The sequence below is a fragment of the Pseudomonas sp. Os17 genome (assembly GCF_001547895.1).
Taxonomy (GTDB): Bacteria; Pseudomonadota; Gammaproteobacteria; order Pseudomonadales; family Pseudomonadaceae; genus Aquipseudomonas.
On sequence record NZ_AP014627.1, the window covers coordinates 3,445,788 to 3,468,819 of the forward strand.

Below are 23,032 nucleotides of genomic sequence, written 5' to 3' on the forward strand. Positions count from 1 at the left end.
CGTCGGGCCATGGCCAGCGCGGCGCTGCTGGTCGCCGCCCAGAGCGCGCAGGCCGATCAGCAAGGGGACTTCTGGTACTTGCAGACCAGCGTCTACACCAACCACTGGAGCAACGATCCGGACCACAACAACCATCAGGACCTGATCGGCCTGGAGCGCAACTACGCCAGCGGAAAACTCTGGGGCCTGAGCACCTTTCGCAACTCCTTCTCCCAGCGCTCCTACTACGCCTACGTCGGCAAGGCCTGGGAGAGCGCCGACTGGCCGGTCTACGCCAAGCTCAGCGGCGGCCTGATCCAGGGCTACAAGGGCGACTACAAGGACAAGATTCCGCTGAACCACTTCGGCGTGGCGCCGGTGCTGATTCCGGCAGTCGGCATGCATTACGGCCCGGTAGGCACCGAGCTGGTGATACTGGGAGCCGCAGCGGTGATGGTCAACGTCGGCTACCGCTACTGACACCCGCCGGGCCCAGGGATTGGCCCGGCAAAGTCGCACAATCGTTCAAGACGTTCCTCCAGCCCTTGCCCAGAATCTCGAAGCCTGATGGCCGGCGCCTTGACGCGCCCGGCATGGCGTCAATCCGAGAGGGCAAGGTATTCATGCAGCAGCAATCACAGCCAGAGTTATTGACCGGCCGGCTCGAGCTCTGGCGCCGGGTCGCGCCGACGGCCCTGGCCATTGTTCCGGTCAGCATGCTGTTTGGCGTACTGGCGGCCCGCGCCGACTGGTCGTTGCTGGAGGTGGCCCTGGTGGGCCTGCTGGGGTTCACCGGCAGCGGCCAGTTTGCCGCCCTGCCCCTGGCCCAATCCGGCGCCGGGTTCTTCACCCTGTTGCTGCTGACCGCCTCGCTCAACAGCCGCTACCTGCCGATGGCCTTCGCCTCGTCGGCGCGGCTGCCGCGCCGGTGGCTGCCCAAGGCCGCGGCGGCCCATCTGCTGGGGGACGAGGCCTACGCCACCGAGACCCCGGGAGACAGCCCGGCCGCGGTGCTGATGATCCGGGCAACGATTTTCCTCACCTGGGTCCTGTCCGGGGTACTCGGGGCCTGTTTGGGGCGCGCGCTGCCCGCGCATTGGGTCGGCGCCGAGCTCAATCTCGGCTACCCCGCCAGTGTGGTGTTGATGTACCTGGCGCTGAGCCAACTGCGCCGGCGCCTGGCGGGGCTCCCCGGGCGGCGTCTGGCAATCCTGGTGCGCCTGGCGCTGTGTGTGGCCCTGAGCCTGGCGCTGATCCGCCTGCTGGGTACCCTGTACTTCTGGATCCCCAGCGTACTGGCCACCAGCGTGCTCCTGGTCTGGGCCCGATCATGAGTCATGGGAGCTGGGTCACCATTGCCGCGCTGTTCGCCACCAGTTGCCTGGTGCGCATCATTCCGGCCTTCGTCACCCTTCGCCTGCGACCGGGCCTGCAACGCTGCCTGCAAGAGGAGCTGCCCGTGGCGGTTTTCATCAATTTCGCGGTGTACATCGCCTACGGCGAAATCGGCCGCGAGCCTTGGGCCGCGGCCGGCTCTCTGCTGATCGTCGGGGCCATCGCCCTGGGTGGCAGCCTGGGCCTGATCGCCACCGCGGCCATCGGCACCGCGGCGTATGCGGCCCTGCTGCAACTGCCCGGATAGCGCATGCCGCGCCCCGGGGCTCCTGGCCCAGCCCCGGGGCGGCCGCTGTCGTTCTATTGCCCTTCGTCGCAGCCCAGCCCCTGACGCTGCGCCTGCTCGTCCTTCAGGGACTTGCTGGTGCGGGCCATGATCTGCCCTTGCAGGGTTTGCAGTTCAGTACCGTCCAGGCGCTTGCACAGGTTGGTCTCCCAGACATCGCCGGTGGCGATGCTCACCGAGAACAGCCCCCAGTACTCGGTGGCGCCGGCCTTGGGGTCGTTGTAGCCGAGGCTGAAGTCGAAGTACCCCGGATGGGGCGGCTGGCCGTGCTCATCCTGCAGATCGCCGTCGACGAACACCCCGGGTTTGTCCAGTTGATAGTCCTGATGCCTGAGGGCCACCAGCAGCACTGCCTGAGCCTGTTCGCGGGTCAGGCCCGTGGCCTTGACCTGAGCCGGCGACAGGGCGCCGCCGGCGCAGGCGACCAGGGTGGTGCACGCCAGGGTCAGGCCCAGCAGCCAGGAACGGCGATCGTTGTTCAGCACGCCAGACGCCCCCTGACCGAGAGGATGATCTTTGCCAGGTAGTCGGCAAAACCATTGCGCCCGCCGGTGGCCGCATCGCCACTGTTGTAGCCGCTGCGCACCAGGGCCTGGGCGAACTCCATGGGCTCGCGCTTGCCGCGCACCGAGGCGCCATAGCGCAAGGCGAAGGACTGGGCGGATTTCTGGAAGGAGTCGAACTTCGCCACCTTGACGCTGGCGCTGCCCTGGGCCGATTCGGCGCTGATCTGCAAGGGCGCCGGTGCGTGCATGGAGAAGTAGTTGTTCAGTTCCCGCGCGATCCGCCCCGCCCCGTACTGGCTCTCCTGAGCCGCCAGGCCGAGGATGTTTTCCACCGGCAGGTCCAGTTGGTCGGCGATCGGCTGGCAGGCCGCCTTGTATTTACTGACAAAGGTGACGGCATTGATGTTGTTGCACAGTTTGGCGCTCAAGATTGCTTCCCTCGGTTGACCGGTCAATTCCATTTCCAGCAGGTGCTGCGGCGCCGATTGTAAATCAATCCCGGGCACTTGCCCGGGACTTCTTGCAGCGCCTGGCCCAGGTCTGTGGGCGTCATCACACACTGGGCGGCGGCAGCCGACCGCGGACCGCGGGCAAATGCCGTCATCACGGGAATTCACCATAAATTTGACGTTTTTTTCTGATTTGCCGCTCTACATTGCCGGCGACTTCATATGCAAATGATTCCTATTGTTCAGCCGATTCGCGATGCCTTCTCTGGCGCCTCGAACCGCCCGGTTCGACGCCTGACAAAAACAACACCCCAGGAGCTGCCCCCAGCATGACCCTCACGCCCTCTTCGCTGTTCAACACCGCCCTGCTCAGCGCCGCCTTGCTGGCCATCGGGCAGGCCCGCGCCGCCGACGCCGACGGCATCCTGGTCTACAACGCCCAGCACGAGGGGCTGACCAAGGCCTGGGTGGAAGGCTTCACCCGGGAAACCGGGATCAAGGTCACCCTGCGCAACGGCGATGACAGCGAGATGGGCAACCAGCTGGTGCAGGAAGGCAACGCGTCGGCGGCGGATGTGTTCCTCACCGAGAACTCCCCGGCCATGGCCTTGGTGGACAACGCCGGGCTGCTCGCCAAAGTGGCCCCAGGCACCCTGGAACAGGTGGCCGCTGCCTATCAGCCGGTCCATGGCAACTGGGTGGGAATTGCGGCGCGCTCCACGGTGTTCGTCTACAACCCGGCCAAGCTCGGCCCGGGCGACCTGCCCAAATCCCTGCTGGATCTGGCGGCGCCCGCCTGGAAAGGCCGCTGGGCCGCATCTCCTGCCGGGGCCGACTTCCAGGCCATTGTCAGCGCGGTACTGGAACTCAAGGGCGAAGCCGCGACCCTGGAATGGCTCAAGGGCATCAAGGCCAATGCCAGCGTCTATCGCGGCAACAGCGCGGTGCTCAAGGCGGTCAATGCCGGTCAGGTGGACAGCGGCGTGATCTATCACTACTACAGCTTCGTCGACCAGTCCAAGACCGGCGAGAACAGCAAGAACACCGCCCTGCACTACTTCAAGCATCAGGATCCGGGGGCCTTCGTCAGCCTTTCCGGCGGCGCCGTGCTGGCCAGCAGCAAGCACCCGCAACAGGCCCAGGCGTTCCTCAAGTGGATCACCGGCGAACACGGCCAGGCGGTGCTCCGGACCGGTCACTCATACGAGTACGCCGTGGGCAAGGGCGCGGCCTCCAACCCGGCCCTGGTGCCGCTGGCCGAACTGGAGGCGCCCCAGGTGGATGCCGCCAGGCTCAACAGCAAAAAGGCGGTGGACCTGATGACCCAGGCCGGTCTGCTGTAATCCATGGCTGACCATCTGTCACAGGTCGAGGGCATCGACGGCGCCGCCCGCCTGCCCGCGGTGCGACTGCGCCAGCGTCGCCGCGACCGCGCCAGCGCGCCCTGGCTGCTGGGGGCTGCGCTGCTGGTGTCGTTGCTGGCCCTGGTGCCCCTGGGGTTCGTCGTCGCGGTGTCGATCCAGACCGGTTGGGCCGGCATCGCCGAGCTGGTGCTGCGGCCCCGGGTCGCGGAGCTGTTGTTCAACACCCTGCTGTTGCTGCTCCTGACCCTGCCGCTGTGCGTGCTGCTGGGGGTGGCCCTGGCCTGGCTCACCGAGCGCAGCGATCTGCCCGGAAGGCGGGCCTGGGCGGCGCTGGCGGTGGCGCCCATGGCGGTGCCGGCGTTCGTCCACAGCTACGCCTGGGTCAGCCTGCTGCCGGCCTTGCACGGGTTGCCCGCGGCGGTGCTGGTGTCGGTGATCGCCTATTGCCCCTTCGTCTATCTGCCGGTAGCCGCCACCCTGCGCCGCCTCGATCCGGCCCTCGAAGACGTCGCCCAATCCCTTGGGCTCAGGCCTCGGGCGCAGTTCTTGCGGGTGGTGCTGCCGCAATTGCGCCTGGCCATCGCCGGTGGCGCGCTGCTGGTGGGCCTGCACCTGCTGGCGGAGTACGGCCTGTACGCGATGATCCGCTTCGACACCTTCACCACGGCCATCTACGACCAGTTCCAGTCCACCTACAACGGGCCGGCGGCGAACATGCTGGCGGGGGTCCTGGTGGTGTGCTGCCTGGTGTTGCTCAGTGCCGAGTCCGCCTGTCGGGGGCAGGCACGCTACGCCCGGGTCGGCTCGGGCAGCCCGCGGACCCAGCCGCTGCAGAGCCTGTCCGGCCTCGGCCGCTGCGCCGGTCTGTTGCTGGTGGGCTTGAGCAGCGCACTGGCCCTGGGCGTGCCGCTGCTGACCCTGGGCAACTGGTTGCTGGCCGGCGGCAGCGAAGCCTGGCAAGTTCCGGAACTGCTGCCCAGCCTGGGGCAGACCCTGGCTCTGGCCAGTCTCGGCGCCCTGCTCACCACCTGTGCGGCGTTTCCCCTGGCCTGGTTGTCGATCCGGGCGCCGGGGCGCCTGCTGCGGCTGCTGGAAAGCGCCAACTACATTGCCAGTTCGCTGCCGGGAATCGTCGTCGCCCTGGCCCTGGTGACCGTCACGGTGAGGTACGCCCGGCCGATCTACCAGACCAGCCTCACGGTGCTCCTGGCCTATGGGTTGATGTTCCTGCCCCGGGCCCTGGTCAGCTTGCGGGCCGGTATCGCCCAGGCACCGGTGGAGCTGGAGCATATCGCTCGCAGCCTGGGGCGCACGCCATTGCAGGCCCTGTGGCGGGTCACCCTGCGCCTGGTGGCCCCCGGGGCTGCGGCCGGTGCGGCCCTGGTGTTTCTGGCCATCAGCAATGAGCTGACCGCCACCCTGTTGCTGGCCCCCAATGGCACCCGGACCCTGGCCAGCGCGTTCTGGGCCCGGACCAGCGAAATCGACTACGCCGCTGCCGCGCCCTATGCCTTGCTCATGATCCTGATCTCACTGCCGTTGACCGGCCTTCTCTACCATCAATCCAGACGCACGGCGGGCCGATGAACAGCCTTGAACTCCAGCAACTGCACAAGTCCTACGGCACTGTGACGGCGGTGCACGACGTCAGCCTGAACCTGCCCGCCGGCAGTCGCACGGCGATTGTCGGGCCTTCCGGCTCGGGCAAGACCACCCTGCTGCGGATGATCGCCGGTTTCGAATTTCCCGACCGCGGCCGCATCAGCCTCAATGGCCAGGTCCTGGTGGATGACGAGGGCGCCCTGCCGGCCCATCAGCGCCTGATCGGTTACGTGCCCCAGGACGGCGCCTTGTTCCCGCACATGAACGTGGCGGCCAATATCGGTTTCGGCCTGCCGGGCAAGATGGCGGCCAAACAGACGCGCATCGACGAATTGCTCGACATGGTGGCCCTGGATCCGGCCATGGGCACGCGCTGGCCCCATGAACTGTCCGGCGGCCAGCAGCAACGGGTCGCCCTGGCCCGCGCCCTGGCCCAGCGCCCGCGGCTGATGCTGCTGGACGAGCCTTTCTCGGCCCTGGACACCGGCCTGCGGGCCTCGATGCGCAAGACCGTGGCCCGCCTGCTGGCGGATGCCGGCATCACCACCATCCTGGTGACCCATGACCAGGCCGAAGCCCTGTCCTTTGCCGACCAGTTGGCGGTGATGCGCCAGGGGCATCTGGTGCAGAGCGGGCCGCCGCTGGAACTGTACCGGCATCCCAGGGATGCCCAGACCGCGCTGTTCCTCGGCGACGCGGTGGTGCTGCCGGCCCGCCTGGAGCAGGGTCTGGCCCACTGCGACCTGGGGCTGGTGCCGATTGCCGATCCGGCGCGCCAGGGCCCGGCGCAGATCATCCTGCGCCCCGAGCAACTGCAATGGACCGCCGGCGGCGCGCACAGCGGTGCGACACCGGGCTGCGCCGGGGTGGTCAGGGACTGGGATTTTGCCGGCAACCACTGCACCTTGAGCGTCGCCATCACCACCGCCGACGGCAGCCAGCAGCTGCTGCCGGTGCCGGCTGGCGGTCTACAGGCCCCGGCCCCCGGCAGCCGGGTCTGGATCACCACCCAGGGCCAGGCCCACGTGCTGGACTCCCGGGACCTCTGCGGGCGGCGACCGGCGCCGGCGGGGCCATGACCGGATGTGGCTCACAGGTCGAAGCGATCGATGGCCCGGCGCCGCTCATTGTCGTCGCGCATGTCATAGCTGGCGGTGGTCTGGATGTTGGTGTGGTGAGCCAGCTTCTGGGCAATCGACAGGTCGTGTTCCTCGATCACTCGGGTGATGAATGAGCGGCGGAAATCGTGGGGCATGATCTGCACGCCGACCTGGGCGCCGCGCTGCCGGGCGATGTAGTAGATGGCGTGCTTGGTGATGCGCTCGCGGGTGATATGACCGCCGCGGCGGATCCGGTTGAACAGAAAGCCGTCGTCCTCAAGGCCCGCCGGCAAGTCTGCGCGACGCAGGTCCAGCCAGGCCTGGAGCTTGTCGAAGGCCCAGGTCGGCGCGTACTTGATCAGTTGCTTGTTGCCCTTGGCCAGCACCTGCAGGCTGCGCTGGGCGAAGTCGACCTGGGCCAGATCCAGGTTCACCGACTCCGACTTGCGCATGCCCGAGCCGTAGAGCACGGCGATGATCGCCGCGTCGCGCACGCCCTGGGGGCGCGGGTCGGCGGCACAGACGGCCATCAGTTCCTGGATCAGCCCGCGCCTGAGGTTGCGCCCCCGGGACAGGCGCGTACCGCCCATGGCCTTCACCGAGCGCATCTTGAGCAGGTGGTCGTGGCTGATCAGGCTGGCGCGCCAGGCTTCGTTCAACACCCCGCGCAGGGCGTTGACGTAGAGCGAGGACGTGCTGGGGGCGTAACCGTCGCGGCGCAAGGTCGCCACCAGGGCCGTGACCTGCTCGGGCTGCAGCTGGTGCCAGGGGATGTCCTCCAGGTTGAGGTCTTCATAGCCCAGGCGGTCGGCGGCGTCCTGCAGCACGTAGCGCAGGGTGGCCTGGCTGGAGGGGGCCAGGCGGGTCAGGTACAGGCTGAGGGGGTTGGCGCTGCAAGCGCCAGGTACGGACGACATCAGGGTCGTCCCCAGGGAGCGGGTTGCACCGGGTAGCACCCTGAACCAGGAGAAAAAAGTCTGCGGCTACCCTCTTCAACAGCCGCCGAAAACCGGCTAAAACAATGGCCCGCACTCAGTTGATTGCCGCCCTTGCACATAAACTGAACGCTGGCTGTCTGGCTCGCAGAAAAACGGACTTTTACCTTATTTTTCATATTCGTTTCACATTTTTCCGCTTAATCTCAGCCCCCGACGGCTCGCCCTCCGAGTGCAGCTTTTTCTCAGGTTGCAAAGATAACACCTTGATCCACATTTACTTTTCACAAACATAGTCTTTACTCATGTGCTGCATGGAATGCCCCGCTGGCTCAATGACTGGATGTGCCTCAATGACTGCATGACCTCCCCGCTTTCCATGAACCGTCCGTTCACTCGCAAGACCCCGTATTTCCGGCATCAGCTAAACCCGAGGTAACCATGAACCAGGCTTTCCTTCCCTTCTCGCGTCCGAGTATTGGCGACGAAGAGATAGCTGCAGTGGAGCAGGTTCTGCGCTCCGGCTGGATCACCACCGGCCCGAAAAACCAGGAACTGGAACAACACTTCGCCGAACGCGTCGGCGCCCGACATGCCGTGGCCCTGTCCTCGGCCACCGGCGCCATGCACATCACCCTGCTGGCCCTGGGCATCGGTCCTGGCGACGAAGTGATCACCCCGTCCCAGACCTGGGTTTCCACCGCCAACATGATCTGCCTGCTGGGGGCGACCCCGGTGTTCGTCGATGTCGATCCCGACACCCTGATGAGTGATGCGGCCCGCATTGAAGCGGCCATCACCCCACGGACCAAGGCGATCATTCCGGTGCATTACGCCGGCGCCGCCTTCGACCTGGATCCGCTGTATGCCCTGGCGGACAGGCACGGCATCCCGGTGATCGAAGACGCCGCCCACGCCGCCGGCACCACCTACCGCGGACGCGCCATCGGCGCGCGGGGCACGGCGATCTTCTCCTTCCACGCGATCAAGAACATGACCTGCGCCGAGGGCGCGATGTTCGTCAGCGATGACGAAGCCCTGGCCAACCGGGTGCGCATGCTCAAGTTCCACGGCCTGGGGGTGGACGCCTACGACCGCCTGACCCACGGGCGCAAGCCCCAGGCCCAGGTGATCGAACCCGGCTTCAAGTACAACCTGGCGGACATGAACGCCGCCATTGCCCTGGTGCAGCTGCAGCGCCTGGACGAGATCAACGCCAAGCGCGAAGTGCTGGCCAAGGCTTACCTGGAGCGCCTCGCAGGCCTGCCGGTGCAACCTCTGCACCTGCCCCAGTACCCGCAACAGCATGCCTGGCACCTGTTCATCCTGCGCATCGACGCCGAGCGCTGCGGCCTGGACCGCGACGCCTTCATGAAGGGCCTGCAGGAGCAGAACATCGGCACCGGCATCCACTTCATCGCGACGCACCTGCATACCTATTACCGACAGCGCTTCCCTGAAGTGCACCTGCCCCATACCGAATGGAATTCGGCGCGGCTATGCTCGATTCCACTGTTTCCGGACATGACCCTCGACGATGTCGAACGGGTTGCCGGTGCCATTGAAAACCTCCTGGACTGAAGCCTTTGAAACCTTACCCAATCCAGTTCGTGTCGATCGTGATTCCGGTCTACAACGAAGAACAGAGCCTGCCCGAGCTGCTGCGCCGCACCGAAGCGGCCTGCCGCCAACTCAAGCACGAGTTTGAAATCGTCCTGGTAGACGACGGCAGTCGCGACCAGTCGGCGAATATCCTGCAAGAGGCCGCCGAACGCGAAGGCAGCCCGGTGGTGGCGGTGATTCTCAACCGCAACTACGGCCAGCACGCGGCGATCATGGCCGGTTTCGAGCAATGCCGCGGCGACGTGGTGATCACCCTCGACGCCGACCTGCAGAACCCGCCGGAAGAGATTCCGCGCCTGGTGGCCCAGGCCGAGCTCGGCTACGACGTGGTCGGCACCGTGCGCAACAACCGCCAGGATTCGGCGTTCCGCCGCTGGCCGTCGAAACTGATCAACCTCGCCGTGCAACGCTCCACCGGCGTGGCCATGAGCGACTACGGCTGCATGCTGCGGGCCTATCGCCGGACCATCATCGACGCGATGCTGGCCTGCACCGAGCGCAGCACCTTCATCCCGATCCTGGCCAACAGCTTTGCCCGGCACACCACCGAGGTGCTGGTGGAGCACGCCGAGCGCGAGCACGGCGACTCCAAGTACAGCCCGATGCGCCTGATCAACCTGATGTTCGACTTGATCACCTGCATGACCACCACGCCGCTGCGGCTGCTGAGCATCATCGGCTTCGGCATGGCCGGGGTCGGCGCCCTGTTCGCCCTGATGCTGATTGTCTTGCGCCTGATCTTCGGCGCCACCTGGGCCGGCGACGGCACCTTCGTGCTGTTCGCGGTGCTGTTCGTGTTCACCGGTGGCCAGTTCATCGGCATGGGTCTTCTGGGTGAATACCTGGGACGCATGTACAGCGACGTGCGGGCCCGCCCGCGCTTCTTCATCGAAAAAGTCTTGCGCAGCCAGCCCGCGGCCCCGGCCCCCGCTGTGACTGTCGACGGTTTAACTTCCACTCATACAGATCAGGTTTCGCCATGAGCAATAAAGCTGTTGTCTTCGCCTACCACGATATTGGCTGTGCTGGCATCGAAGCCCTGCTCAACGCAGGTTACGAGATCGCCGCCGTGTTCACCCACGCCGACGATCCCAAGGAAAACACCTTCTACGGCTCGGTGGCCCAGCTCTGCGCCCGCAAAGGCATTGCCGTGCACGCCCCGGAAGATGCCAACCACCCGCTGTGGATCGAGCGCATCGCCAAGCTCAACCCCGACTACCTGTTCTCCTTCTATTACCGCAACCTGCTGAGCGAGCCGCTTTTGGCCACCGCCAGCAAGGGCGCGTTCAACCTGCACGGTTCCCTGCTGCCGCGCTACCGGGGCCGCGCACCGGCCAACTGGGTGCTGGTCAAGGGCGAAACCGAAACCGGCGTGACCCTGCACCGCATGGTCAAGCGCGCCGACGCCGGCGCCATCATTGCCCAGGAACGCGTGGCCATCGAGCGCAGCGACACCGCCCTGACCCTGCACCACAAACTGCGTGACGCCGCCGCCAGCCTGCTGCGCGACACCCTGCCGGCACTGGCCCAGGGCAAGATCACCGAGACCGCCCAGGACGAGTCCAAGGCCAGCTACTACGGTCGTCGCACGGCCGCAGACGGCAAGATCGAGTGGAAGCGCCCTGCCGAAGAGCTGTTCAACCTGGTACGCGCGGTGACCCAACCGTACCCGGGCGCCTTCTGCGCCGTGGGCGAGCACAAGCTGATCGTCTGGAGCGCCGAAGTGGTCAAGGGCAATGAAGGCCAGGCCCCGGGCCGGGTCATCAGCGTCGACCCGCTGCGCATCGCCTGTGGCGAAGACTCGCTGGTGATCACCTCAGGCCAGCGCAACGCCAACGGCCTGTACCTGGGTGGCCCGCAACTGGCCAATGAGCTGGGCCTGGTGGACGGTTCCCTGCTGCGCGGTGCCGAATCCGGCCGCAAGCCACGCCGCACCCGCGTGCTGATCCTGGGCGTCAACGGCTTTATCGGCAACCACCTGTCCGAGCGCCTGCTGCGTGACGACAAGTACGACGTCTACGGCCTGGACATCGGCTCCGACGCCATCGAGCGCCTGCGCAGCCATCCGAACTTCCACTTCGTCGAAGGCGATATCAGCATCCACTCCGAGTGGATCGAATATCACATCAAGAAGTGCGACGTGGTCCTGCCGCTGGTGGCCATCGCCACGCCGATCGAATACACCCGCAACCCGCTGCGCGTGTTCGAACTGGACTTCGAAGAGAACCTGAAACTGGTTCGCTACTGCGTCAAGTACAACAAGCGCGTGATCTTCCCGTCGACCTCGGAAGTCTATGGCATGTGCCAGGACAAGAACTTCGACGAAGACAGCTCCAACCTGATCGTCGGCCCGATCAACAAGCAACGCTGGATCTACTCGGTGTCCAAGCAGCTGCTGGACCGGGTGATCTGGGCCTACGGCGCCAAGGGCCTGAACTTCACCCTGTTCCGTCCGTTCAACTGGATGGGCCCGCGCCTGGACCGCCTGGACTCGGCCCGTATCGGCAGCTCCCGCGCCATCACCCAGCTGATCCTCAACCTGGTGGAAGGCACGCCGATCCGTCTGTTCGACGGTGGCGAGCAGAAGCGCTGCTTCACTGACATCGCCGACGGCATCGAAGCCCTGGCACGCATCGTCGACAACGAAAACGACTGCTGCAACGGCCAGATCATCAACATCGGCAACCCGGACAACGAAGCCAGCATCCGCCAGCTGGGCGAAGAACTGCTGCGTCAGTTCGAAGCCCACCCGCTGCGTGGCAACTTCCCGCCGTTCGCCGGTTTCCGCGACGTCGAAAGCAAGGCCTTCTACGGCGCTGGCTACCAGGACGTGGAGCACCGCAAGCCCAGCATCGAAAACGCCAAGCGCCTGCTGAACTGGGAGCCGACCGTGGAGATGAGCGAAACCATCGGCAACACCCTGGACTTCTTCCTGCGTGAAGCCATGCTGGAAATCGCCGACCGTTCGAAAGAAGAAGCTCGCTGATGCAGGCAGGTCTGCGCATTGATGTCGATACCTACCGCGGCACCCGGGAGGGGGTGCCACGGCTGCTCGAATCGCTGGACGAAGCCGGGGTCAAGGCCACCTTCTTCTTCAGCGTCGGGCCGGACAACATGGGGCGCCACCTGTGGCGCCTGATCCGTCCGCAGTTCCTCTGGAAAATGCTGCGGTCCAATGCCGCGGGCCTGTACGGCTGGGACATTCTCCTGGCCGGCACTGCCTGGCCGGGTAAACCCATTGGCCGGGACCTGGGGCACTTGATGCGCCAGACCCTGGCCGCCGGCCACGAAGTCGGCCTGCACGCCTGGGATCACCACGGCTGGCAGGCCAACACCGGGCGCTGGAGCGACGCGCAGCTGATCGAACAGATCCGCCGTGGCGTCGACAGCCTCAACGATATTCTCGGGCAAGCGGTGAGCTGCTCGGCGTCCGCCGGTTGGCGCGCCGATGAACGCGTCATCGAAGCCAAGCAACAATTCGGCTTTCGCTACAACAGCGATTGCCGCGGCCAGAGCCTGTTCCAGCCACGCCTGGCGGACGGCAGCCTGGGCGCCCCACAGATTCCGGTGGACCTGCCGACCTTCGACGAAGTGGTCGGGCCGGTGGTGGCCGCCAAGGATTTCAACCGCTACATCCTCGACCGGTTCAGCCCGGACAAGCTCAACGTCTACACCGTGCATGCCGAAGTAGAAGGGATTCTCATGGCCAACGATTTCCGCCAGCTGCTGGCCAGTGCCAAGCAGCGCGACATCCACTTCCAGCCCTTGGGCGACATGCTCCCGGCGGACCTTTCCAGCCTGCCCGCGGGCAAGGTCGTGCGCGGCACGCTGGAAGGCCGCGAAGGCTGGCTGGGAGTCCAAAGCGCATGATCAGACGTTGGGCCCTGCCGCTGCTGTTGATCGCTTTCGGTCTGTTCTACCTGTTGCCCATGGCCACCCACGGCCTGTGGATTCCCGATGAAACCCGCTACGCGCAGATCAGCCAGGAAATGCTCCTGACCGGCAAATGGGCGTCGCCGCATTTCATGGGCATTCGCTATTTCGAAAAACCGGTGGCCGGCTACTGGATGATCGCCATCGGCCAGGCGCTGTTTGGCGACAACCTGTTCGGCGTGCGCGTGGCCTCGGCCCTGAGCACCGGCCTCAGCGTGGTCCTGGCCTATCTGCTGGCCCGGCGCCTGTGGAACGATCCGCGCAAGAGCCTGGCCAGCGCCCTGCTCTACATGAGCTTTACCGTGGTCGCGCTGCAGGCCGGCTACGCCAACCTCGATCCGCAGTTCACCTTCTGGGTCAACCTGAGCCTGGTGGCGCTGTGGTTCACCTTCGACTGCCGCAGCGTGCGCGGCCAGATCAGCGCCTGGGTGGTACTGGGCCTGGCCTGCGGCATGGGCTTCATGACCAAGGGCTTTCTCGCCTGGCTGCTGCCGGTGCTGGTGGCGCTGCCCTATGCGCTGTGGCAGAAGCGCCTGCGCGCGCTGCTGATCTATGGCGGCCTCGGCGTGCTGGTGGCGATTCTCATCAGCCTGCCCTGGGCCCTGAGGGTGCATGCCCAGGAGCCGGACTACTGGCGCTTCTTCTTCTGGCACGAGCACATCCGGCGCTTTGCCGGCGAAGACGCCCAGCACGCCTCGCCCTGGTGGTATTACCTGCCGTTGCTGGTGGGCTTCAGCGTGCCGTGGGTGTTGCTGCTGCCGGCCAGCCTGAAGCAGGCCTGGGAACAACGGCGCCTGAACAGCAGCGGCTTCCTGCTGCTGTGGCTGGTGCTGCCCCTGGCGTTCTTCAGCCTGAGCAAGGGCAAGCTGCCGGCCTACATCCTGCCGTGCCTGCTGCCCCTGGCCTTGCTGATGGGCCACACCCTGGTGGACCGCCTGGCCGCCGGCAAGACCCGGCTGCTCGCATTCAACGGCGTGCTCAACCTGGTGGCTGGTCTGCTGGGGCTGCTGGCCCTGGTGTATTTCCAGATGAAGAAACCGGTGTATGTGGACGAGCCGCAACACCTGGTGCTGGTCTATGTCCTGCTGCTGGGCTGGATCCTCAGCAACCTGCTGCAAGCCATGCGCCCACTGAGCCTGTGGGCCGCACCGGCCCTGGGCAGCTTCCTGCTGGTGGCGCTGGCCCCGGCGGCGCTGCCCAATTCGGTGGTCTACAACAAGATTCCCGACCAGTTCATCATCGATCACGTGGCCGAACTGGGTCAGGCCAAGGCCCTGCTGAGCAACGACCTGGGCGCGGCCTCGGCGCTGGCCTGGCGCCTGGGTCGCCCCGACGTGACCCTGTACAACACCGAAGGCGAAGTGAAGTACGGCCTGGGCTACGAAGACAGCGCCGCGCGCAAGGTCGACCTGAACCAGGTCCAGCCGTGGATCGAGCAAGCCCGCAAGCAGGGCTCGATCGGCGTGGTGATGCGGGTCAAGAGCAGCGACGAGGCGCATGAAGTCGAACTGCTGCCCAAGGACGCCAAGCGCTACGAGCAAGGCAATATCGTGATCTTCATCATTCCCCAGAGCCAGCCATGAGCCTGTTGCTGCTACTCCTGGCCTGCGGGCTGACCTGCCTGGGCCAGGTGGCACAGAAGTTCGCCGTGGAAAGCTGGCGCGACCAGCCCTCCGGCGCCCTGCACAAACTGCGCTCGGGCTGGCTGTGGCTGGCCCTGTTCAGCCTCGGCCTGGGCCTGCTGGTGTGGCTGCTGGTGCTGCAGCGCATGGAAGTCGGCGTGGCCTACCCGATGCTCAGCCTGAATTTCGTGTTCATTACCCTGATCGCCCGTTTCGTCTTTCATGAGCCCATCGACCGTCGCCACTGGCTCGGCGTGGCCCTGGTGATTGGCGGCGTGCTGCTGTTGAGTCGCCACGCATGAGCCGCGCCAAGGGATTTGCCTTCGCCCTGGGCAGCGTGGCCCTGGTCAGCGGCGCCCAGCTGGGCATGCGCTGGAGCATGACCCGCCTGCCCGCCCCGGATCAGTGGCTGTCGGCTTTGAGCGCCGGCAACGTCGATCTGGCCGCCCTGGCAGTCGTGATCGCGGCCATCGGTGCCTACGCGCTGTCGATGCTCTGCTGGCTTTTGGCGCTGCGCGACCTGCCGCTGGGCCGGGCCTACTCGCTGCTCAGCATCAGCTACGCGCTGGTCTACCTGCTGGCCGCCAGCCTGCCGCTGTTCAACGAACCGTTCACGCTATCCAAAAGCCTCGGGGTGGCCTTGGTCATCCTCGGGGTCATCACCATCAACTCTCGATCTGCACCCGCGACAAGTCCCAGGAATACCCCATGAAAATCAGTGTATTTGGAAGTGGTTACGTCGGTCTTGTACAAGCCGCCGTGTTGGCTGAAGTCGGCCACGATGTCATCTGCATGGACATCGACGAGCAAAAGGTCAAGCAGCTGCAACAGGGACACGTGAGCATCTTCGAGCCCGGGCTGGCCAGCCTGGTCAAGGAAAACCTCGAAGCCAAGCGCCTGCACTTCACCAGCGACGAGAAACTCGCGGTGCAACACGGCCAGGTGCTGTTCATCGCCGTGGGCACGCCGTCCAGCGAAGACGGCTCGGCGGACCTGCGCTATGTGCTGTCGGTGGGCGATGCGGTAGCACGCCACCGTGAGCAACCGGTGATCCTGGTGGAAAAATCCACCGTACCGGTGGGCACGGGCGACACCTTGAAAGCGCACATCGAAAAGGTCCTCAATGGCCGCCCGCTGCAGTTCGATATCGTCTCCAACCCGGAATTCCTCAAGGAAGGCTCGGCGGTGACCGACTGCCGCCGTCCAGACCGGATCATCATCGGCTGCGAGCGCGAGGAAGTGCGCGACGTGATGCGCGACCTGTACGCGCCGTTCAACCGCAACCATGACCGCATCATGTTCATGGACCTGCGCAGCGCCGAGCTGACCAAGTACGCCGCCAACTGCATGCTGGCGACCAAGATCAGCTTCATCAACCAGATCGCCGAGCTGGCCGAGCACCTGGGCGCCGACATCGAATCGGTCCGCCTGGGGATCGGTGCCGATACCCGCATCGGCTACCACTTCATCTACCCCGGCTGCGGCTACGGCGGCTCGTGCTTCCCCAAGGACATGCGCGCCCTGATCCACAGCGCCCAGGAAGCCCATTGCTCCAGCGACCTGCTGCAAGCGGTGGAAGCCATCAACGAACGCCAGAAGCACAAGCTGTTCGAGCGCATCAAGGCGTTCTACAAGGGCGACCTGAAAGGCAAGACCTTCGCCCTCTGGGGCCTGGCGTTCAAACCCAACACCGACGACATGCGCGACGCCCCGAGCCGGGTGCTGCTGGACGCGCTGTTCGCCGCCGGCGCGCAAGTGCGCGCCTACGACCCGGAAGCGATGCAGGAAACCCAGCGTCTGTACCCGGACGAATCGCGCCTGATGCTCATGGGCACGCCGGAATCGGTACTCACCGGTGCCGACGCCCTGATCATCTGCACCGAGTGGCAGCAGTTCAAGGCTCCGGATTTCGACCTGATCCAACAGCGCCTCAAGGCGCCGGTGATCTTCGACGGCCGCAACCTGTACGACGCCGAACGCCTGGCGCGCAATGGCTTCACCTACTTCCCGATCGGCCGCGGTGAATCGCGCAACCTGCCGATTCCTCATCAGCAGTGGTCCACCGAGGCTTGAATGAACCCGCACTCCAGCTCCCCTTCGAACACACTTCTCTGGCAATCGTTGGGGCTGGGGCTGCTGGCCTTGCTGCTGTTCTGCGCCGGCGCCGGTCATGATTCGGCCATCGGCTTCGATTCGCGCTTCGTGCTGTTCGCCAAGGAAATGCTGCGCCATGGGCCGGGGTTCTTCCCCACCACCTATGGCCAGCCCTATGCCGACTACTCCAGTGCCTCGACCCTGCTGGTCTGGCTGTTCTCGCTGCCTGCGGGGCAGGTCAGCAGCCTGAGTGCCTGGCTGCCGACGGCCATCGCCTCGGCCGTGATCGTCAGTCTGATCTATCGCCTGTTGGCGCCCTATTCCCAGACCTGGGCCCTGCTCAGCGTCGCCCTGCTGTTGCTCAGCAACACCTTTATCAGCGAAACCCGCGCCGTGTCCCTGGACCAGATGCTCGCCGCGGTGTCCCTGGCGGTGTTCTACCTGGGTTATGCCCATGACCACTTCGGCGCCCGCCGGCACCTGGGCTGGATCTTCCTGCTGCTGGTGCTGGGCTTTGCCATTCGCGGGCCCATCGGCCTGGTGATCCCCACCGGCATGCTGTGCAGCTACTACCTGCTCAATGGCCAGTGGCGGCGGCTGTTCGGCGTCGGTTTCAGCGCGCTGTTGCTGCTGGTGGCCTGCGTCGGCCTGCTGCTGTGGCTGGCCAAGCTCAGCGGTGGCCAGGCCTTTGTCGACGATGTGATCCGCATGCAATTCATGGGACGCATGGACGGCAGCGAAGGCTCCAGCGACGTTTTCTATTACTTCACCAGCTCCCTGGGCAACTACGCCCTGGCCTACCCCCTGGCGATCCTGGCGTGGATCGCGGTGCTGTTCAGTCGCCCCGCGGAGCAGGGACCGGCCCTGAAACTGCTGCGCCTGTGCACCGCTGCCGGACTGATCGTGATGATCGGCCTGTCGATTCCCCAGGCGAAAAAGGCCCGCTACCTGCTGCCGATGCTGCCCATGGCGGCGATTATTGCGGCTTATCCGTTCCAGGCCAGCCACGGCCGACTGATGGCCTGGCTGCGCGCAGCGATCCAGGGCATCTGGCTGCTGCTGCCCGGGCTGCTGATCGTCGGCCTGCTGGTGCTGCGGCGCAAGTTCCCCGGGCAGCTCGACTCGCTGACGCCGATACTGCTGATCCTCGGCCTGTTGCAGGCGCTGTCCCTGGGGCTGCTGTGCCGGCGCCAGTGGCGCGCCGTGGGCCTGGCCTACAGCGCGGTGCTGGCGGTCTGGGCCTGCTACATCGGGGTCTTCGAGCCGGTGGAGCACCGTCTCTATGACACTCGCGCCTTCAGCCACGGCGCCATGCAACTGATCGAGGCCGACCCGGCACCGGTGGTCCTGCACCGCATGGGCAAGGACGCCAAGGCGATCAAGTTCATGGTCAACCTGGACCGGGACCTGCAGCCGCAGTTCACCGAGACCCTCGACGCCCTGGCCCAGGTCCCCGGCCCGGCCTGGGTGATCCTTGACCAGAGCGACCTGGTCAGCCTGCAGGGCACGCCCCTGGCCGGACTGACGCCGGCCCTGAGCGGGCGTTTCGACAAGAACGACTTCGTCCTGCTGCACCTGCCCAAGCGCGGCGCCACGCAACCCTGAAAGCGTTGCGCGGCCCCCAGCGGCTCCTTACACTCGCGCCCATGACCATTCAGATCCGCCGGGCGCGGGTGGCCGACGCCGCCTTCCTGCCCGCCATTGAAACCTCGGCTGCCGAACTCTTTCGCCGTGATCCGCAACTGGCCTGGCTGGCCGACGCCGAGGTCGCCGATGCCCAGAGCCAGCGAGACAACATCCGCCAGCACCCGGTATGGGTCGCGGTGACCGCCGACAGCACCCGCTGCGCCTTTCTCAACGCCCAGATCTGCGACCACGAGCTGCATGTGTGGGAAATCTCCGTTGCCACTGGCCACCAGGGCCAGGGCATTGGCAAGCGCCTGTTGCAGGCGGCCCGGGAGTTCGCCCTGGAACGGCAGCTCACGGCCCTGACCCTGAGCACCTTCCGCGAACTGGCCTGGAACGAGCCTTTCTATCAGCGCCAGGGCTTTGTCACCCTGCAGCCGGCCCAACTGAGTCCGCGCCTGCGTCAGGTCCTGGCCGATGAAGCGCAGCACGGCCTGCCTGCGGAACGCCGCTGCGCCATGCGCCTGACCCTGTAGAAGCCTGGCGGCCTATCCGGCCGCAAAAGCCGCTCGTGGCAGCCGGCGCTTATCGGCGTCAAGCAGCAAAATAAATGCACTAAACCAGCATTATTATGAATTTGTCAGTTGCATGAAGGCTCGGCACACTGTGCCCGTTCCTCCCCCAAATGTTGGAACGTTCAAGGGCTTTCTGGTGATCCAGACAAGCCCTTCTTTTTGCCCGCCGTTTAGTCATGGACCCCATTGCCGATGCTTGCCCGCTGGAAACCCGCCGCCATCAATACCCGCCCCCTGGAATGGAGCCGCGCCGCCATCGGCATGGCCCTGGGCACCCTGTTCAGTGTCTGGCTCTGCGCCCAGGTGTTCGGCATGCCGGTGGCGCTGCACCTGATCGGTCCGCTGGGAGCCTCGGCGGTGCTGCTGTTTGCCGTGTCGTCCGGAGCCCTGGCCCAGCCCTGGTCGATCCTGGGCGGTTACCTGTGCGCCGGGGTCGTGGCCTTGCTGGTGGCCCATGTGTTGGGGCGCAGCCTGGGCAGCGCCTGCCTGGCAGCGGGCATGGCCCTGGTGCTGATGTGCTGGTTGCGTTGCCTGCATCCGCCGGCCGGCGCCCTGGCCCTGACCCTGGTCCTGGCCGATCCGGCCAGCGTGGCGCTGGACTGGCGCGAGCTGGGCCCGGTGATGCTGGCGGCGGCCAGTCTCCTGGCCAGTGCCCTGGTCTACAACAACCTGACGCGGATTCGCTACCCCAAGGGCCCGAGCGATGCCCCGGCCATCCTGCCGTCGGCGACCCCGAGCGACAGCCTGGCGATCACCGCCGAAGACCTGAAGCAGGCCCTGGCCGAGATGGAGGAGTTTTTCGATGTCACCCCCGAAGACCTCGAACAGCTGATCCATGCCAGCCAAGTCCACGCCCGCCGCCGCAGCATCGGCCAAGTCCTTTCAGCGCGCCGCTAAGCCCCCGACTCCTGTGCGCAGGGGCCTGCCAGTTGGGGGGCTCAGATCATCGGCGACCAGCGCTGGGACCAGTCGTGGTCTTGTTCGATCACCTCGCGCAACACCGCAAAAGCCTGCTGCAGCTGCGCCGAGTCACGCTCCCGGGCATACAGCAGGTAAGTGGGAAAGTTGAATTCCGGGGCCTTTTCCACCCGTTCCAGCACGCCGCTGTCCAGGTAGCTCTGCACCACCCGGGTACGAAAATATCCGCTGCCGCCAGCGTCGAGGATGAACTGCAGGGCCAGTGGCCCCAGGTTGAAGCCCACCGCAGCCCTGGCCTGCTCCGGCAAGGCGGCGTCATGCTGGCGACGGAAGTCCTCGCCCCAATCGATGTAGACATAGGGCTCCGGCCGCCCCGCCAGGCGCACCTGGATCAGCTTTTCCTCGAGCAATTGCTCCACCTGCAAGCCCGGCGAGTACAGCGGCTGGAACACCAGCGCCGCATCCAGCACCCCCAGCTCCAGTTGTCTCTGCAGGCTGGCGCCTTCGGCGATCTGGGTGCGCACTGCGTGGTTGGGCAGCGCCTGGCGCAGGCGCCGCACCCAGCTGAGCATCAGCGGGTTGCACAGGCTCGGCTCACCGCCGATGTGCAACACGTTGTGGTAACCGTCGAGCAGCGGCAGGTCGCGCTGGGCCGCCTCCCAGGTCTGCACCAACTGGTTGGCGTAGGCGATGAAGGCCTCGCCGTCGGCGGTGGGCCGGGCCCCGGCGCGGTTGCGCACCAGCAGTTTGCAGTTGAGCTGGCCTTCCAGGTTCTGCACCCGGGCGCTGATGGCGGTCTGGGTCAGGTGCAGGCGCTCGGCAGCGGCGATCAGGCTGCCGCTGCGGACGATTTCCAGGAAGGTGCGCGCCAGATCGATGTCCATGGTGCCTCGCCGGCAAAAAATTCGAGCGCCATTGTAGCGGCGCTCGCCATACCGCGCTGCTAGGCCGCGGACATTTGCCGAGCCGGCACCGCCAGGCTCACCGCCCGCACCGAAGCCCCGGCACTCAGCCCCAGGGCCTTGGCGCTCTCGGCGCTGACCATCAGGGCGCCGGCCGCCACCCGCGCCGGCGCGGCGCTGATCCGGCAGTCGGCGAACTGGCGGTTGTGAATCAGGTAGGGCTCGGCCTGTTCCCCCGGCGTGCCGATGCACAGCTGCAGCACCTGGCTGTCGCGTACCGCGCGGATCTCTTCGGTGGCGCATTCGATCAAGGGCCCGCCATCGAAGATGTCGATGTAGTCCTTGAAGGCAAAGCCTTCGGCCTTGAGCATGCCCAGGGCCGGCTCGGTATTGGGGTGCACGCGGCCGATCGCCGCCCGCGCCGCTTCCGGCAACAGGCAGGTGGGCAGCGGGAACTTGGGCATCAACTCGGCGATGAAGGTCTTGTTGCCCAGGCCGGTGAGGTGGTCGGCTTCGGCGAAATTCATCTTGAAGAAGTGCCGGCCCAGCCCCTCCCAGAACGGCGACACGCCCTGCTCGTCGGAATAGCCGCGCATCTCGGCGATCACCTTGTCGCCAAAGTGCTGGCGAAACTCGGCCAGGAACAACAAGCGCGCCTTGGACAGCAGGCGGCCGTTGAGGCCCTGGCGATGATCGGCATGCAGGAACAGCGAGCACAGCTCCGACTGGCCGGTCATGTCGTTGCCCAGGAACAGGGTCGGCAACTGCTGGTTGATGCCGAGGTTCTTCGAGGCGGCGACCAACAGCCCCAGGCGATAGTTGTACCAGGGCTCGCGCAGGCCCACGGCCCCGGCCAGGGCGCAGATGCCGACCACTTCGCCCTGCCCGCTCTGCAGCACGAACAGGTAGTCGGCGTCGGCCCGGGAGGCCTGCCCGGCGAAGGTCCGTTCGGCCCATTGCAGGCGCGAGCGCAAGCGCCCGGCGTCGGCCGGCAAGGTGGTCAGGCCGGCACCGGCGCTGTGGGCCAGGGCCAGCAGGGCCGGCAGGTCTGCTGGGGTGGCGGGACGGACGATCATCGCGAGTGCTCCAGTTGAGGTTGACGTTCAGGCAGGTAGATTTCCGCCAGCATGCAGCGGGCGCTGCCGCCGCCGATGCGTTCGATGGTGTCGATGTTCACCGGCAGGGGCTGCACATGGCGCTCGATCAACCGGCGTTGCTCGGCGTCCAGGGAGCGCCAGGCACTGCGGGACATCACCAGCAGCGGCTCGCCGGCACTGTTGTGCACTTCGAGCATATTGCCGGCGAAGGACTCCAGCTGGGCCCAGGTCAAGGGCAGCAGCTGCTTGCCGCTGCCTTCCAGGCGCTGGCGCAAGGCGGCGCGCTCGCCGCCGTCGTCCAGGGCCAGCAGGCAGGCCAGCGCCAGTCGGCTGCCGACGCTCATCATCACGTTGGTGTGGTAGATCGGCACGCCGTGGCGGTCCCGGGCGTGGAAGGCACAGAGTTCGTAGCCCAGCTGTTCCCCCCATTGCACCAGGGCCTGGTGATGGGTACGGCTCGAATAGCCGGCGTAGCAGATCCGCTGCTGGCGATCCAGGACCATGCTGCCGGTGCCTTCGAGGAACAGCTCCTGCCGCTCCAGAGGCGTCAGGTCGAGGGTGCGGGCCACCTCATACTGCTCGTGCAGGTGGGCCAGCACGCCCTTGAAGCGTTCCAGGCGGCGGTTGCGGCCCTGCATCGGGTACAGCACCAGCGTGCCGTCGGGGTGGCTGCTCCAGCAGTTGTTGGGAAAGATCGAATCCGGGGTGTGAGGCGCGGCGCCGTCCTCATGCACCAGTACCCTGACCCCCTGCTCGCGCAAGGCCGCGACATAGCCGTCGAATTCCTCCAGGGCCTTGGCCTGGACGTCCTCGGCGACCCCGGCCGGACGTTGAAAACGGTTGTTGCCGGCGGTGTCCTGATTGAAGGAGAAGCGCGTCGGGCGAATCATCAAAACGCTGTGAGTGGTCTGCATGGGGCACGCAATCAATGAGTTTTCAGAGGGCCTCATTGTGATTTTTTGCAGGGACAAAACCCGGCTGATCGGCGGGTCTGCACAGCAGGAAATGGCTGAAAGCACGGGCGGC

The 23,032-nt window shown here is 66.0% G+C and carries 23 protein-coding genes; 17 read left to right on the forward strand and 6 right to left on the reverse strand.

Annotated elements, in window-relative coordinates:
- Positions 1-9 precede the first annotated feature (9 nt).
- From POS17_RS15010 to POS17_RS15020, 3 genes are all read left to right on the forward strand, one after another.
- Positions 10-459 carry a sn-glycerol-3-phosphate transporter gene (locus tag POS17_RS15010; protein ID WP_231979055.1) on the forward strand — a complete coding sequence of 150 codons (450 nt, stop codon included), beginning with the start codon at positions 10-12 and terminating at the stop codon, positions 457-459.
- Between the two features lie 143 nt (positions 460-602).
- On the forward strand, positions 603-1,313 hold the full coding sequence (locus POS17_RS15015) for an AzlC family ABC transporter permease (protein WP_082729871.1): 711 nt from the start codon (positions 603-605) through the stop codon (positions 1,311-1,313).
- Complete coding sequence (locus POS17_RS15020) at positions 1,310-1,621, forward strand: hypothetical protein (protein ID WP_060839298.1); 312 nt, start codon at positions 1,310-1,312, stop codon at positions 1,619-1,621. Before POS17_RS15015 ends, POS17_RS15020 begins: the two co-directional genes overlap by 4 nt.
- 53 nt (positions 1,622-1,674) lie before the next feature.
- Here POS17_RS15020 and POS17_RS15025 read toward each other — a convergent pair whose 3' ends face one another.
- Both POS17_RS15025 and POS17_RS15030 read right to left on the reverse strand, forming a co-directional pair.
- On the reverse strand, positions 1,675-2,145 hold the full coding sequence (locus tag POS17_RS15025; protein WP_060839299.1) for a hypothetical protein: 471 nt from the start codon (positions 2,143-2,145) through the stop codon (positions 1,675-1,677).
- Positions 2,139-2,594: a glucosaminidase domain-containing protein gene (locus tag POS17_RS15030; protein WP_042941648.1), complete on the reverse strand. Its 456-nt coding sequence runs from the start codon at positions 2,592-2,594 to the stop codon at positions 2,139-2,141. Before POS17_RS15030 ends, POS17_RS15025 begins: the two co-directional genes overlap by 7 nt.
- A 350-nt stretch (positions 2,595-2,944) precedes the next feature.
- On the opposite strand from POS17_RS15030, the gene POS17_RS15035 reads away from it, so the two are divergent.
- Genes POS17_RS15035 through POS17_RS15045 form a run of 3 tightly spaced genes read left to right on the forward strand, consistent with a single transcriptional unit; the run spans position 2,945 to position 6,660 of the window.
- On the forward strand, positions 2,945-3,958 hold the full coding sequence (locus POS17_RS15035; protein WP_060839301.1) for an iron ABC transporter substrate-binding protein: 1,014 nt from the start codon (positions 2,945-2,947) through the stop codon (positions 3,956-3,958).
- Positions 3,959-3,961: 3 nt separating this feature from the next.
- On the forward strand, positions 3,962-5,566 hold the full coding sequence (locus POS17_RS15040) for an ABC transporter permease (RefSeq protein WP_060839302.1): 1,605 nt from the start codon (positions 3,962-3,964) through the stop codon (positions 5,564-5,566).
- Positions 5,563-6,660, forward strand: a complete 1,098-nt coding sequence (locus POS17_RS15045) for an ABC transporter ATP-binding protein (RefSeq protein ID WP_060839303.1) — start codon at positions 5,563-5,565, stop codon at positions 6,658-6,660. The genes POS17_RS15040 and POS17_RS15045 overlap by 4 nt, the downstream gene beginning before the upstream one ends.
- 11 nt (positions 6,661-6,671) lie before the next feature.
- On the opposite strand, the gene POS17_RS15050 is transcribed toward POS17_RS15045, so the two are convergent.
- Positions 6,672-7,598 carry a site-specific integrase gene (locus tag POS17_RS15050; protein ID WP_060839304.1) on the reverse strand — a complete coding sequence of 309 codons (927 nt, stop codon included), beginning with the start codon at positions 7,596-7,598 and terminating at the stop codon, positions 6,672-6,674.
- 459 nt (positions 7,599-8,057) lie between these two features.
- Here POS17_RS15050 and arnB point away from each other — a divergent pair, with 459 nt between their 5' ends.
- From arnB to POS17_RS15105, 11 genes are all read left to right on the forward strand, one after another.
- On the forward strand, positions 8,058-9,197 hold the full coding sequence (gene arnB, locus POS17_RS15055; RefSeq protein WP_060839305.1) for a UDP-4-amino-4-deoxy-L-arabinose aminotransferase: 1,140 nt from the start codon (positions 8,058-8,060) through the stop codon (positions 9,195-9,197).
- A gap of 5 nt (positions 9,198-9,202) precedes the next feature.
- On the forward strand, positions 9,203-10,222 hold the full coding sequence (gene arnC / locus POS17_RS15060; RefSeq protein WP_060839306.1) for an undecaprenyl-phosphate 4-deoxy-4-formamido-L-arabinose transferase: 1,020 nt from the start codon (positions 9,203-9,205) through the stop codon (positions 10,220-10,222).
- Positions 10,219-12,225 (forward strand): bifunctional UDP-4-amino-4-deoxy-L-arabinose formyltransferase/UDP-glucuronic acid oxidase ArnA, encoded by a 2,007-nt coding sequence (gene arnA, locus POS17_RS15065; RefSeq protein ID WP_060839307.1) that lies wholly within the window; start codon positions 10,219-10,221, stop codon positions 12,223-12,225. Before arnC ends, arnA begins: the two co-directional genes overlap by 4 nt.
- Complete coding sequence (gene arnD / locus POS17_RS15070; RefSeq protein ID WP_060839308.1) at positions 12,225-13,109, forward strand: 4-deoxy-4-formamido-L-arabinose-phosphoundecaprenol deformylase; 885 nt, start codon at positions 12,225-12,227, stop codon at positions 13,107-13,109. The genes arnA and arnD overlap by 1 nt, the downstream gene beginning before the upstream one ends.
- A complete protein-coding gene (gene arnT / locus POS17_RS15075; RefSeq protein ID WP_060839309.1) occupies positions 13,106-14,755 on the forward strand; it encodes a lipid IV(A) 4-amino-4-deoxy-L-arabinosyltransferase in 1,650 nt (549 codons plus the stop codon). Before arnD ends, arnT begins: the two co-directional genes overlap by 4 nt.
- Positions 14,752-15,096 (forward strand): 4-amino-4-deoxy-L-arabinose-phosphoundecaprenol flippase subunit ArnE, encoded by a 345-nt coding sequence (gene arnE / locus POS17_RS15080; protein WP_060839310.1) that lies wholly within the window; start codon positions 14,752-14,754, stop codon positions 15,094-15,096. The genes arnT and arnE overlap by 4 nt, the downstream gene beginning before the upstream one ends.
- Complete coding sequence (arnF, locus tag POS17_RS15085; RefSeq protein WP_060839311.1) at positions 15,093-15,506, forward strand: 4-amino-4-deoxy-L-arabinose-phosphoundecaprenol flippase subunit ArnF; 414 nt, start codon at positions 15,093-15,095, stop codon at positions 15,504-15,506. The genes arnE and arnF overlap by 4 nt, the downstream gene beginning before the upstream one ends.
- The gene (locus POS17_RS15090; RefSeq protein ID WP_060839312.1) at positions 15,503-16,867 is read left to right on the forward strand and encodes a UDP-glucose dehydrogenase family protein; all 1,365 of its coding nucleotides are present in this window, start codon (positions 15,503-15,505) and stop codon (positions 16,865-16,867) included. Before arnF ends, POS17_RS15090 begins: the two co-directional genes overlap by 4 nt.
- Entirely contained in the window at positions 16,868-18,493 is a 1,626-nt protein-coding gene (locus POS17_RS15095) for an ArnT family glycosyltransferase (protein ID WP_060839313.1), read from the forward strand. It abuts the gene before it with no gap.
- A 41-nt stretch (positions 18,494-18,534) separates the two neighbouring features.
- Entirely contained in the window at positions 18,535-19,050 is a 516-nt protein-coding gene (locus POS17_RS15100) for a GNAT family N-acetyltransferase (RefSeq protein ID WP_060839314.1), read from the forward strand.
- A 231-nt stretch (positions 19,051-19,281) separates the two neighbouring features.
- Entirely contained in the window at positions 19,282-19,986 is a 705-nt protein-coding gene (locus tag POS17_RS15105; protein ID WP_060839315.1) for an HPP family protein, read from the forward strand.
- A gap of 41 nt (positions 19,987-20,027) precedes the next feature.
- Here POS17_RS15105 and POS17_RS15110 read toward each other — a convergent pair whose 3' ends face one another.
- The 3 genes from POS17_RS15110 to ctlX are packed head-to-tail and all read right to left on the reverse strand — an operon-like array spanning position 20,028 to position 22,920.
- Positions 20,028-20,891 (reverse strand): LysR family transcriptional regulator, encoded by an 864-nt coding sequence (locus tag POS17_RS15110; protein ID WP_060839316.1) that lies wholly within the window; start codon positions 20,889-20,891, stop codon positions 20,028-20,030.
- Positions 20,892-20,950: 59 nt separating this feature from the next.
- Positions 20,951-21,985 carry an arginine N-succinyltransferase gene (gene astA / locus POS17_RS15115; protein WP_060839317.1) on the reverse strand — a complete coding sequence of 345 codons (1,035 nt, stop codon included), beginning with the start codon at positions 21,983-21,985 and terminating at the stop codon, positions 20,951-20,953.
- The gene (gene ctlX, locus POS17_RS15120) at positions 21,982-22,920 is read right to left on the reverse strand and encodes a citrulline utilization hydrolase CtlX (protein WP_060839318.1); all 939 of its coding nucleotides are present in this window, start codon (positions 22,918-22,920) and stop codon (positions 21,982-21,984) included. The genes astA and ctlX overlap by 4 nt, the downstream gene beginning before the upstream one ends.
- Positions 22,921-23,032: the final 112 nt, after the last annotated feature.

What these genes read in the sequence shown, in the direction of transcription:
- POS17_RS15010 (WP_231979055.1), top strand. Translation starts at nt 10, where the DNA reads ATGGCCAGCGCGGCGCTGCTGGTCGCCGCCCAGAGCGCGCAGGCCGAT.
- POS17_RS15015 (WP_082729871.1), top strand. Translation starts at nt 603, where the DNA reads ATGCAGCAGCAATCACAGCCAGAGTTATTGACCGGCCGGCTCGAGCTC.
- POS17_RS15020 (WP_060839298.1), top strand. Translation starts at nt 1,310, where the DNA reads ATGAGTCATGGGAGCTGGGTCACCATTGCCGCGCTGTTCGCCACCAGT.
- POS17_RS15035 (WP_060839301.1), top strand. Translation starts at nt 2,945, where the DNA reads ATGACCCTCACGCCCTCTTCGCTGTTCAACACCGCCCTGCTCAGCGCC.
- POS17_RS15040 (WP_060839302.1), top strand. Translation starts at nt 3,962, where the DNA reads ATGGCTGACCATCTGTCACAGGTCGAGGGCATCGACGGCGCCGCCCGC.
- POS17_RS15045 (WP_060839303.1), top strand. Translation starts at nt 5,563, where the DNA reads ATGAACAGCCTTGAACTCCAGCAACTGCACAAGTCCTACGGCACTGTG.
- POS17_RS15050 (WP_060839304.1), bottom strand. Translation starts at nt 7,598, where the DNA reads ATGTCGTCCGTACCTGGCGCTTGCAGCGCCAACCCCCTCAGCCTGTAC.
- arnB (WP_060839305.1), top strand. Translation starts at nt 8,058, where the DNA reads ATGAACCAGGCTTTCCTTCCCTTCTCGCGTCCGAGTATTGGCGACGAA.
- arnA (WP_060839307.1), top strand. Translation starts at nt 10,219, where the DNA reads ATGAGCAATAAAGCTGTTGTCTTCGCCTACCACGATATTGGCTGTGCT.
- arnD (WP_060839308.1), top strand. Translation starts at nt 12,225, where the DNA reads ATGCAGGCAGGTCTGCGCATTGATGTCGATACCTACCGCGGCACCCGG.
- arnT (WP_060839309.1), top strand. Translation starts at nt 13,106, where the DNA reads ATGATCAGACGTTGGGCCCTGCCGCTGCTGTTGATCGCTTTCGGTCTG.
- arnE (WP_060839310.1), top strand. Translation starts at nt 14,752, where the DNA reads ATGAGCCTGTTGCTGCTACTCCTGGCCTGCGGGCTGACCTGCCTGGGC.
- arnF (WP_060839311.1), top strand. Translation starts at nt 15,093, where the DNA reads ATGAGCCGCGCCAAGGGATTTGCCTTCGCCCTGGGCAGCGTGGCCCTG.
- POS17_RS15090 (WP_060839312.1), top strand. Translation starts at nt 15,503, where the DNA reads ATGAAAATCAGTGTATTTGGAAGTGGTTACGTCGGTCTTGTACAAGCC.
- POS17_RS15095 (WP_060839313.1), top strand. Translation starts at nt 16,868, where the DNA reads ATGAACCCGCACTCCAGCTCCCCTTCGAACACACTTCTCTGGCAATCG.
- POS17_RS15100 (WP_060839314.1), top strand. Translation starts at nt 18,535, where the DNA reads ATGACCATTCAGATCCGCCGGGCGCGGGTGGCCGACGCCGCCTTCCTG.
- POS17_RS15105 (WP_060839315.1), top strand. Translation starts at nt 19,282, where the DNA reads ATGCTTGCCCGCTGGAAACCCGCCGCCATCAATACCCGCCCCCTGGAA.
- POS17_RS15110 (WP_060839316.1), bottom strand. Translation starts at nt 20,891, where the DNA reads ATGGACATCGATCTGGCGCGCACCTTCCTGGAAATCGTCCGCAGCGGC.
- astA (WP_060839317.1), bottom strand. Translation starts at nt 21,985, where the DNA reads ATGATCGTCCGTCCCGCCACCCCAGCAGACCTGCCGGCCCTGCTGGCC.
- ctlX (WP_060839318.1), bottom strand. Translation starts at nt 22,920, where the DNA reads ATGCAGACCACTCACAGCGTTTTGATGATTCGCCCGACGCGCTTCTCC.